Below are 11,118 nucleotides of genomic sequence, written 5' to 3'. Positions count from 1 at the left end.
GCTACGAGAAGACCGCGACCATCTACCTGGCCGGACTCCACATCGCGGGCATCTTCCTTTGGTCAGCACGCTGATCCAAACGAAACTGCCTAGGCCACGGTGCTGGCAGTCGGCGAGTGTCTTGCCCACAAGGGCCGGGGGCACCGCGATGATTGCTAGATCCACCGGGTACCCGGGCCGTTCGGTGGTGCCCGCGCCGAGCGAGGCAGCCGTCCGGACCGAGTCCGGGTCGGCATCCTCCAGATACACGTGCAGCCCGCTCCGGGTGAGCGCGAGGGCGGCCGAGGTGCCGATGAGTCCGGTGCCGATGACGGCGGCATGGAGCATGAGTGGTTCACGTCCCTGGAACGGTTGGATGCGATTCGGTTGATTCCTTCGGCGCTCGCGTTACCGGCGCGATCCGGCCGGGAGCCGACGCCACCGCATGACAAGCGGGTCGGCCCGTCGCGTCAGACGTTGTCCCCGGCGCTCGGGAACGTCTCGCCCGCCATGCCGGCGGTGAGGGTGGTGCCGTCGGCTGGGTCGATGAGGAGGGGACGTTGGTCGAGGTGACATACGGTCGCCTCGATGTCCTTGGTGGGGACGGGGACGGTGCCCGCCACGATCATGTCGCCGCGCGAGATGTCGGTGTCCCCGGCGAGGCGAACGGCGACCGACTGGGGGGCCCAGGCGATGTCGGCTTCCCTGCCAACGGTGTGGATACCCTCAACTGTGGTGGTGTGGCCCGACGGCAGTACGGTGACAGTGTCGCCGGTACGCAGGACACCGGAGGCGACGCAGCAGACCCGGCGACGGCCGTGTGTCGCCGGGTCTGCTCGACGACACCGTTGCGGGCGTCGACCAGGACGACGGCGAGTTCGGCGGTGGAGGCGCCGGTCACCATGTTCCGTGTGTACTGCACGTGCCCCGGGGTGTCGGCGAGGATGAAACGACGCCGGGTGGTAGCGAAGTAGCGGTACGCGACGTCAATGGTGATGCCCGTTTCGCGCTCGGCGCGCAGGCCGTCGGTCAGCAGGGCCAGATCGGGCGTTTCCTGGCCACGGCTGCGCGAGGCGCGTTCGACGGCCTCCAACTGGTCGGCCAGTAACGGCTTGGAATCGTGCAGCAGACGGCCGACCAGAGTGGATTTGCCGTCGTCGACGGAGCCTGCGGTGGCGAATCGGAGCAGGGACGTGATGCTGGTGCCGATGGCGGTGCTCATGGTTAGAAGTACCCCTCGCGCTTACGGTCCTCCATGGCGGCCTCTGACATCTTGTCGTCGGCCCGCGTCGCGCCGCGCTCGGTGAGGCGACTGGCGGCGATCTCGGTGATGACGTCGGCGATGGTCGTCGCGCCGGAGTCAACAGCACCGGTACAGGACATGTCGCCGACGGTGCGATACCGCACGAGGCGCCGTTCGACTGTCTCGTGCTCCTTGGGGCCGCCCCAGTCGCCCGCGGTGAGCCACATGCCGGAGCGGCTGAAGACCTCGCGCTCATGTGCGTAGTAGATCGACGGCAGTTCGATGTTCTCGCGCTCGATGTACTGCCAGATGTCCAGTTCGGTCCAGTCGGACAGGGGGAAAACGCGGACGTGCTCGCCGACCGCGTGCCGGCCGTTGTACAGGGACCACAGTTCGGGGCGCTGGCGGCGAGGGTCCCAGGCGCCGAACTCGTCGCGCAGCGAGAAGATCCGCTCCTTGGCGCGGGCCTTCTCCTCGTCGCGCCGGCCGCCGCCGAAGACGGCATCGAACCTGCTCGTCTCGATCGCGTCCAACAGCGGCACGGTCTGCAGCGGGTTGCGGGTGCCGTCCGGACGCTCACGGAGCCTTCCGGCGTCTATGTACTCCTGTACGGAGGCGACATGGAGTCGCAGCCCGTGCCGAGCCGCCGTGCGGTCGCGGTACTTCAGTACCTCGGGGAAGTTGTGCCCGGTGTCGACGTGCAGCAGTGCGAACGGCACCGGCGCGGGTGCGAACGCCTTCAGCGCCAGGTGCAGCATCACGATGGAGTCCTTGCCGCCGGAGAACAGAATCACCGGTCGTTCGAACTCGCCCGCTACCTCGCGGAAGATGTGGACCGAGTCGGCCTCCAGGGCGTCCAGGTGCGATAGCACGAACGGGTTCTGCTGCTTGTCCACCAGACGCTGGGCTGTGGTTGTCATGCCAGTCCCCTTTCGATCAGGAAGGTGTACAGTTCGGCGGCGGATTGGGCCACCGAACGGCCCTGCGTGCTGATCCGCAGCTCGGGGTCGACCGGAGCCTCGTACGGGTCGTCCACACCGGTCAGTCCGGAGAGCTCGCCCGCGGCCAGTTTGGCGTACAGGCCCTTGACATCACGCTCGGAGCAGAGCTCCACCGGTGTGGCGACATGGATCTCAAGGGAAGCGGCGCCTCCGGCGGTGTGCCGCTCTCGCACGGCAGCGCGGGACGCTCAGTACGGGGCGATGACGGGGGCCAGCACCTTGACTCCGTGGGAAGCCAGCTTCTCGGCGACGAACCCGGCCCGGGTCACATGGGCGTGCCGGTCTTCCCGGGTGAACCCCAGCCCCTTTGACAGGAAGGCGCGGATCTCGTCACCATCCAACACCTCGACCCGGTGTCCATCGGCGCGCAGCCGCTCGGCCAGGGCGAGGGCGAGAGTGGTCTTGCCCGCGCTGGGCAGTCCGGTCAGCCATATCGTGGCACCACGCTCGAAGGGGACGGCCACGCGGGGGCCGCCACGTCGGTTTCCCCGGCGACCGGAGTGTCGGCTGTGGTCACGGTGATGTTCTCCAGAAGGTGAGTTGACGAGCTGTCAGGAACGGGCGCCGCACTCGGTCCTGCCAGCTGCGGCAGGCTGTCCGGTCCCGGCAGTCGACGTCGCCCGTAGGGCTGCCGGACGACCACCGGTGTGCTGTGGTGACCGGCGGGAAACGTCCGGGCTTGAACGAGGTGCGGGCGTCATCACTGGCGGGACCGGCGCGCGGTCGACGGATCCCAGGGCATCGCGGAATGGGCCGACTTGGATTGTCGGACCCGTCGAAAGGTCGCGGACCGACAAGCGATTAAGTCAGTCGTAGTCGGAAAGTACCGAGCTGGCCGATGGTCGGCCTTTGCGTCCATCTCCCCCTGTTGGACAGCCCGTTCGGCCCTGCGGTCGCGACAGAGCATAGGTGTCTTCTGTGGGGAGTGCTACTCACTGATCTTGATACTGTGTGTGACTTCTCTCATTCTTCAAGCCGTATGCACGGATTCACGTATCTGAATGTTCGCCATTTCGGACTCTCTTGACCCAAGGCGTCGAGATGTCGGTTTTTGCATGCTTCCCACACTTGTATGCGGCTTGGGTGGCCGCAATTCGGCAAGGGGAGCTTTGTATTCCGATTATGGGTGAGTCCGAAAATGCTTGACATGTCTCCGGTTCGCTCATTAGGGTGATCGCCATCATCAGGGTAGAAGGATTTTGGCCGAGCGGACCGCGAATCAGGCGGCGATCGAGCGGGCCAAGTCTCGGACGGGGGAGTGTTCGAGGGTGGTGGCGGTAGTGCGAATGGATGCGCGCAGTTCCTGCTGAGATGCTCGCTGGCTGAAGGTGTCGCCAGCCCTGGCTTCCGGCTTATCGAATTCTTTTCCCTGCCGTTCTGGCAGGTTATCGGTGACCCTTTTTGGTGGGTCTCATGTGTGCCGCTTCCGGCTACTCAAAGGCGGGCGGAAGCGTGCCAATAGAGTCTCGGTGGGGTATTTTCGTGTTCATTATTGATGCTGTTCGTGCGCGGGTTGTCGAGTCGTCTGAAAAGCCCGCGCTGATCATGCTGGCCGAGGGAGAGAACGAGGCCGAGCGCCTGTCTTTCGCCGAGTACGATCGACGCGCCCGGTCCTTCGCCGCAGGGCTTCAGGCCCAGGGGATGGCCGGCGAGCGCGTACTTATCCTGCTGCCGCAGGGTGTCGACTACGCCGTCGCTTTCTTGGGCTGCCTCTATGCCAAGGCGATCGCGGTGCCGGCCTTCCCGCCGACCAAGAGTCGCAAGGGTGCGCGGGTCGGGGGCATCGTCGACGATTGCACTCCGCGGCTCGCCGTGGTCGGCGTCGACCGTGTCCAGCCGATGCGTCACGAACTCCCCGCATCCTGCGCTGTGATGACGACGGCCGAGCTGTCGGCGGACCCGGAGACATGGCAGCGGCCCGAAGCAGCTCCCAACGACGTTGCCTATCTCCAGTACACCTCCGGCTCGACGGGCCGCCCGCGCGGCGTGATGGTCACCCACCGAAACCTCGTCCATCAGCTCGACATGCTCGCTGATGTGATCCGGCTGGGGCCGGACGAGGTGTCATTGTCCTGGCTGCCGCTCTTCCACGACTTTGGTCTGGTCGCCGGGCTCATGTATCCGTTGCGAGCCGGTGCGACGAACGTCCTGATGGCGCCGATCGACTTCGTCCAGGAGCCGCTGCGCTGGCTCACCGCGGCCACTCGCTACCAGGCCGCGCTGACTTTCGGCCCCAACTTCTCGCTCGACCTGTGCTGCGAGCGCATCCGCCCTGAGGACCGCGAGGGCCTGGACCTCTCGGCGCTCCGTACCTTCATGATCGGTGCCGAGCCGATCCGGCCCCAGTCGATCGAGCGCTTCGCGGCCGAGTTCGGGCCGTCCCGATGTGGTACCGACATCTTCACCCCGGCCTACGGAATGGCTGAGTCCACACTCGCCGTGACGATGCGGCACTCCGGCGAGACACTCGGTATCGACTCCTTCGACGGCGATGAACTGGGCCACGGCCGACTGCGGCGCGTGCCCGACGGTACCCCCGGCAGCCGTCGGCTCCCGAGCAACGGCGATGTTCTGCTGGACACCGGACTGCTGATCGTGGACCCGGAGACACACACTCCGCTGCCGGACGGCGAGTGCGGCGAGATCTGGCTGCGTGGCGAAACCGTGGCCCCCGGTTACTGGCAGAATCCCGACGCGACAGAGGCCACGTTCGGGGCACGCCTTGCCAACGGTGCCGGCCCGTATCTGCGCACCGGTGACCTCGGCGGCCGCCTCGGCACGGACACCTACATCACCGGACGGCGCAAGGACCTCATCGTGGTCCGCGGTGTCAACCACTACCCGCAGGACATCGAGCTCACCGTCGCCGACTCCCACCCGGCGCTCGAACGAGACAAGGGTGTCGCCTTCTCGGTAGAGAACCCTGAAGGTGTGGAACAGCTGGTCGTGGTCACCGAACTGACGCGGAACGGCTTCCGCGACGCCGACCGCGACGAGGTCGTGCAGAGTATTCGGCTCGCCGTCGTCGAAGCCCATCAGGTCGATCCGCAGACCGTCGTACTGATCCGCCCGGCCCAGCTCCCGCTGACATCGAGCGGCAAGGTCCGACGCCAGGAGTGCAAGCGGCTCCATCTGGCGGGCGAGCTCAAGTCGGTGCACACCTCCTCCACCTCCGCGGCGGTCGGCCTGCCCACCCCCGTACCGGCTGGACCGGGCCGCTCCCGGCAGGAGATGACCGACTGGCTGACTGGGCGGATTGCCCACCTCCGAGGGCTCGACCCCCGCGCGATCCCGGTGAACGCTCCGTTCGGCTCCTTCGGACTCGACTCGTTGGGGCTGGCCGGACTCGCCGGTGACCTCCGCGCCTGGCTCGGCGACCCGGTTGACGTCAAGGCCTTCTACAACCACCCCACAGTCGCGGCACTGGCCGGCGCGCTCACTGGCGGCGACGGAACCCGGTCGTGGCAGCGGGCCGAGGCGGCCGCGCCGCAACCGCCGGACGACCGCGAGCCGGTCGCTGTCATTGGCATGGCCTGCCGCCTGCCGGGTGCCAAGGACGTCGATGCCTTCTGGCAGCTGCTCCTCGACGGGCGGGACGCGGTGACCGAGGTGCCACCACGCCGCAAGCTGCTCGGCTACCGGCTGGAGCACGGTGAACCGGCGTGGGGCGGATTCATCGACGGCGTGGATGAGTTCGATGCCGCGTTCTTCGGTATCTCCCGCGACGAGGCGCGGCACATGGATCCGCAGCAGCGCCTACTGCTGACCACCGTGTGGCGGGCCCTTGAAGACGCCGGAACGGACACCGCGGCGCTTGCTGGGGGCAGGACCGGCGTCTATGTGGGTATCAGTACCAACGACTACGGCCGGCTCCAGGACCGTGCTCACCGTTCCGTCACCGCCCACGACGGCACCGGCAACGCGTCCAGCATCGCGGCCAACCGCATCTCCTACCTCTGGGACCTTCGAGGCCCCAGCCAGGTGGTGGACACGGCCTGCTCGTCTTCCCTGGTGGCTCTCCATCAGGCATGCGAAGACCTGCGGCGCGGCGCGTGCGATCGCGCCGTCGTCGCCGGCGTCAACCTGCTTTTGGACCCCGCGCTGACCACCGGCTTCACTCAGGCCGGCATGCTGGCCCCGGACGGCCGGTGCAAGACGTTCGACGCCGCGGCGGACGGCTACGTGCGCGGCGAGGGCTGCGGTGTGGTCGTGCTGCGACGTAGCTCGGACGCGCTCGCCGACGACGACCGGATCCGAGCCCTGGTCCAGGGCTCGGCGGTCTCTTCCGACGGACGCAGCAGCACCCTGACGGCGCCGAACGGACTGGCTCAGGAGGCGGCACTGCGCGCGGCGCTCGCCTCCGGCGGCCTGACGGCCGGACAGATCGGTTACGTGGAGGCCCACGGCACCGGAACCAGGCTCGGCGATCCCATCGAGATGGGCGCGCTGCGTGCCGTCTACGGCGAACCGGACGACCCCGAACTCCACGTCGGCTCGGTGAAGAGCAACATCGGCCACCTGGAGGCCGCAGCCGGCATGGCAGGCCTGATCAAGACGGTGCTCTGCCTGGAACACCGCCGGATCCCGGCCTCGCTGCACGTGGGCACGGTCAACCCGCTGATCGACCTGGAGGGCTCCCGCCTGCGGATTGCTCGTTCGGCGACGGACTGGCCCGAGGGCCCTGGACAGGCCGCGGCCGTCAGCTCGTTCGGCTTCGGCGGCACCAACGCACATGTGATCCTCTCCGGCGCGCCGACCCGGCAACCCGTCGTGGAGGTGGCGGACAGCGGCGAGTGGTTTCTCCTCCCGGTCTCCGCGAAGAGCGGGCCCGCCCTGCACCGACTCGCCGGTGACTACGCGCGGCTGGTGGGAGGGGAAGACGTCGCGACTCCGGCCTCGAACGCGCTGGTCCACACCGCCGGAGCCCGGCGCCCCCACCATGACCACCGCCTCGCCGTGCTGGCCCGGTCGCATCAGGATACGGCGGAGGCACTCACCGCGTACCGGAACGGCCTGCCGACCGACGCGGTGGCGTCAGGCGTTGCCGGCCGCGCAGGGGACGGCCCGGTGGCCTTCGTGTTCACCGGCCAGGGCGCGCAATACCACGGCATGGCCAAAGCCCTGTACTTCCGGCATGCCGCCTTCCGCGAAACGCTCGACCGGGTGGACGCGGTGCTGCGCGCAGAGCTCGGCGTCTCCCTGCTGCCGACGCTGTGCGACGCCCCGGGCCCCAAGGTGGACCTCGAACAGACCCGCTTCGCACAGCCGGCCCTCTTCGCCGTGGACTACGCGCTGGCCGCCCTGTGGCGCGCGAGCGGGATGGAACCCGACGCCGTGGCCGGGCACAGCCTCGGCGAGTACGTGGCGGCCTGCGTCGCCGGCGCCCTGAGCCTTCCGGACGCCGTCCGGCTGGTCGTCGCCCGCGCCACCGCCATGCAGGACCTCGCCGGGCCCGGGACGATGTTCGCGGTCCACGCGGACAGCGAACTGCTCGCGGCGGTGCGCGCGGAGCTTCCCGCGGACCGTTCGGTAGTGGTTGCCGCCCTCAACGGGCCGGAGGACCTGGTGATCTCCGGTGCCGAGGAGGCGACGGCGGGGCTCGCCGCCCGCTGGGCCAAGCGGGGTGCCCGGGTCACCCGTCTGCACGGCACCCGCGCCTTCCACTCCCCACTGATGGCGGACGCCGTCGCCGAGTTCGAGCGCTTCGCCTCGACGGTCACCTTCCACACCCCCGAGATCCCCCTGGTGTCCAACCTGACCGGCGTCGCCGTACCGGAGCTCTCGGCCGGTCATCTCGCACGGCACGCACTGGAGCCGGTGCGGTTCGGTGACTGCCTGGACAGTCTGGCCGCGCTCGGCTGCACCACCGTCGTGGAGTGCGGACCACACCCGGTGCTCAGCCCCCTCATCGACGCCGTGCTCACCGACGCGGTCAGCCTGCCGAGTCTGCACCGGGACGACACCGACGACCGGCGCTTCAACGAGGGACTGGCCCAGTGGTACGTCAGGGGCGGGCAGGTCGACTGGACGGGGCTGCTGAGGGACCGGGACGGGACGTACGGGCGGCTGCCGCTGCCGGTCCGGCTGCCGGGCCACCCGCTCGAGCCGACCCGCCACTGGTTCACCGACGGTGCCGATGGGCGACACCCGCTGCTCGGCGCCCCCGTCGAGCTCGCCGGTGCCGAGGCCCACTGGTTTTCCCGTACTTTGACCGCCGAACAGCCCTGGTACCTCGACCAGCACCGGGTGGCGGGCCGGCCGGTGCTGCCCGGTGCCGCGATGACGGAGTGGGCCGACGCGGCCGTCCGCGCGGCCGCGGGTGACGGGCCGTGGTCGCTTCGCGGGGTGTCCTTGACCGCTTTTCTGCCGTTGCCCGATGACGCACCGGTCGCCACCCAGATGGTGGCCGAGGCGGGGCACGGGATCCGCGGCTTCAGCCGGGTGTCTGGGCGGGACGAGTGGACGGAGCACGTCACGGTGGCCGCCGTGCAGGCGGCGGAACCGGCCCCGGACACCCGGGCCGACCTCGACCGGCTGCGCGACGGCCTTACCGAGCTGGACGTCGGGATGCTGTACAAGACGCTGCGTGAGCGCGGACTTGACTATGGTCCGGCCTTCCGCGGACTGCGTCGGCTTTGGGCGGCTGGGACGCGGGCCGTCGGCCGTGTGGAGGTGACGCTCCCGGCCGAGGACCGCGCTGCGTACCAGGCGCACCCCGTCGTGCTCGACGCCTGCTTCCACGTGACCTCGGCCTTCCTCGGCGACACGGAGGAGCTGTTCCTGCCGGTCGGCATCGACCGGATCACCGTCTACCGCCGACTGCCCGCACACGTGTGGTGCGTGGTCCGTGACGTGGGATCCGAGGACGACGGCACACGCGCCTTCGATCTGGACCTGCTGTCGGACGACGGTGAATCGCTGGCGACCGTCGAGGCGCTGCGGCTGCGGCCGGTCGCGCCGGACCGGATCGCCGCTGCGGCCGGGGCCGGGGTGCGGACGCTTCGGACGGATTGGGTACCGGCCCCACCGGAGGCCACTGACCAGCGTCCGGGCATCTGGCTGGTCTGCGGGACGGACGCCGCGCCGATCGACGACTGGTGCGCCGGGGTCGGAACCATGGCCCAGGCACTGGTAGTCGCTCCGGACGCTTCCGACGAGGAATTGGCCCGACTGTTCATCGAAGCCCGTGACCGGGCGGGCACGGTCGCCGGAATGGTCCTTTGGGGCACCCCCGCGGAAGCCGGGAGCGATCTCTTTGGGCCCGCGGGTACGGCCTTCGCGACTCTCAGGCAGTTCATGCGGGAGTTCGGCTCTGAACGCCCTGATTTCGTGGTCTGCTCGACCGGCGCGGTCCGGGTTCCGCAGGTGCCGACGCGTCCGGATGCCGGACAGGCGATGCTCACCGGGCTGGCCAAGGCGGTCATCGCAGAGTACCCGGAACTCAAGTGTGTCCAGGTCGACTTCGAGCCGGGCGGGACGCCGCCGCCGTTGACCGGGGTGCTCGCCCGTGTCGCGGGACTGCCGGGGCGCGGCCATCTGGCGGTGCGTGACGGCCGGTGGTTCACCGCCCGACTGAGGGAATCCGGGCCCGGCGACGCGGCAACGGCATCCGTCCGTCCGGACGGCAGCTATCTGGTGACCGGCGGACTCGGTGCGCTGGGCCTGGCCACCGCGCTGTGGCTGGCTGACCGGGGCGCGCGGTGCCTGGTGCTGACCAGCCGCTCCATACCATCCGGAATCCCGCGTGAGGTTCAGGAGCTGCGGGCCGCCGGGGTACGGGTCGAGCTCTGGCCGGCCGATGTGGCCGACCGCCCGGCGATGACCGGCCTGTTCGGGCGGATCGACCGGGAACTGCCCCCGCTGCGCGGTGTTGTCCATGCTGCCGGTGTCGTTGATGACGTCCCGCTGATCGATCTCGACCGCGGACGCTTCGATGCCGTCCTCCGGCCGAAGGCCCAGGGCGCGAGTAACCTCCACACGCTCACCGCGGGCGTCGAGCTGGACTTCTTCGTGCTCTTTTCGTCGCTCGCGGCCCTGACCGGCTCGGCAGGACAAGCCGCCTATGTTACCGCCAACGCTTTCCTGGACGGGCTCGCCGAACAGCGGCGTCACGAGGGACAGGTGGCGCTTGGCGTCAACTGGGGCCCCTGGGCGGAGGCCGGCATGGCCGCTCATCCCGAGTTGCTCGCCCGGCTTGCCCGTACCGGCATCACCGGCATCGGCTCCGCCGAGGCCCTGGCAGCGCTCAGCAGCCTGCTGGACGGCGCCCTTCCGACAGCCGGGCTCGCGACGGTCGACTGGGCCCGGTTCACCGCCATGGACAACCACCGGCTGCCGTACACCCTGTTGAGCGACCTGGCTCCGGACCGCACCCCGGGCGGGCGTCTGCCCGAAACCCCGGCGGAACCGGCCGCGGACCTGGAGGGCCGTGCGGCCGACTGCGTGGCTGAACTCGCGCGCCGGGATCCCCAGGCCGCGAAGGCCGCGATCGGCGAGGACCTTCTCGGGGCAGTTGGTGAGCTGCTCGGCCTCACGGCGCGGCAGCGGGACGAGCTGCGGCCCACCTTCGGGCAGCGCAGGCTGAGCGAGCTCGGCCTTGACTCACTGAGCGCCGTACGGCTTCGAAACCGGCTGCTGGCCGACTTCTCGGCGGATGTCCCACCCTCGTTCGTGTTCGGAGGCAACACCGTCGCCGACGTGGTCGATCTGATCCACCGACAGGTCACGCTCCGCGGCCTGGTCGCCGACGACGGAGAGGTCGGCGACGGCGGGGCCGACGATGTCGAGGTTCTCACCATCTGAATCCGATCCACGCCCACATCGCGCCGCCGTCCCACGTCTGTTCGCCCGTCGGTTCACCGGTCGGCGGACGAACAGACGCGCCTCGGACCCGTG

Annotated in this window: 2 protein-coding genes and 3 pseudogenes; 1 reads left to right on the top strand and 4 read right to left on the bottom strand. The window is 69.3% G+C overall.

Annotation, left to right across the window (positions count from 1 at the left end; all coding sequences use genetic code 11):
- Nucleotides 1-93: 93 nt before the first annotated feature.
- The 4 genes and pseudogenes from ACH4TL_RS44520 to cysC all read right to left on the bottom strand — a co-directional run.
- Nucleotides 94-327: pseudogene (locus tag ACH4TL_RS44520) on the bottom strand (3-hydroxyacyl-CoA dehydrogenase NAD-binding domain-containing protein); the annotation flags it as partial.
- Nucleotides 328-449: 122 nt separating this feature from the next.
- A pseudogene (locus ACH4TL_RS44515) lies at nucleotides 450-1,201 on the bottom strand (GTP-binding protein).
- 2 nt (nucleotides 1,202-1,203) lie between these two features.
- Nucleotides 1,204-2,142 (bottom strand): sulfate adenylyltransferase subunit CysD, encoded by a 939-nt coding sequence (cysD, locus tag ACH4TL_RS44510; RefSeq protein WP_398331103.1) that lies wholly within the window; start codon nucleotides 2,140-2,142, stop codon nucleotides 1,204-1,206.
- Nucleotides 2,139-2,687, bottom strand: a pseudogene (cysC, locus tag ACH4TL_RS44505) (adenylyl-sulfate kinase). The gene cysD and the pseudogene cysC overlap by 4 nt, the downstream one beginning before the upstream one ends.
- Before the next feature lie 949 nt (nucleotides 2,688-3,636).
- On the opposite strand from cysC, the gene ACH4TL_RS44500 reads away from it, so the two are divergent.
- The gene (locus ACH4TL_RS44500; RefSeq protein ID WP_398425492.1) at nucleotides 3,637-11,025 is read left to right on the top strand and encodes a type I polyketide synthase; all 7,389 of its coding nucleotides are present in this window, start codon (nucleotides 3,637-3,639) and stop codon (nucleotides 11,023-11,025) included.
- Nucleotides 11,026-11,118: the final 93 nt, after the last annotated feature.

It is taken from the genome of Streptomyces sp. NPDC021115, from assembly GCF_044333065.1.
Lineage (GTDB): Bacteria > Actinomycetota > Actinomycetes > Streptomycetales > Streptomycetaceae > Streptomyces.
The sequence above is the reverse complement of the archived record's forward strand: the minus strand, read 5'-3'. Positions and strand labels throughout refer to the sequence as shown.

Coding starts and splice junctions, on each gene's coding strand:
- cysD (WP_398331103.1), bottom strand. CDS start 2,142: ATGACAACCACAGCCCAGCGTCTGGTGGACAAGCAGCAGAACCCGTTC.
- ACH4TL_RS44500 (WP_398425492.1), top strand. CDS start 3,637: ATGTGTGCCGCTTCCGGCTACTCAAAGGCGGGCGGAAGCGTGCCAATA.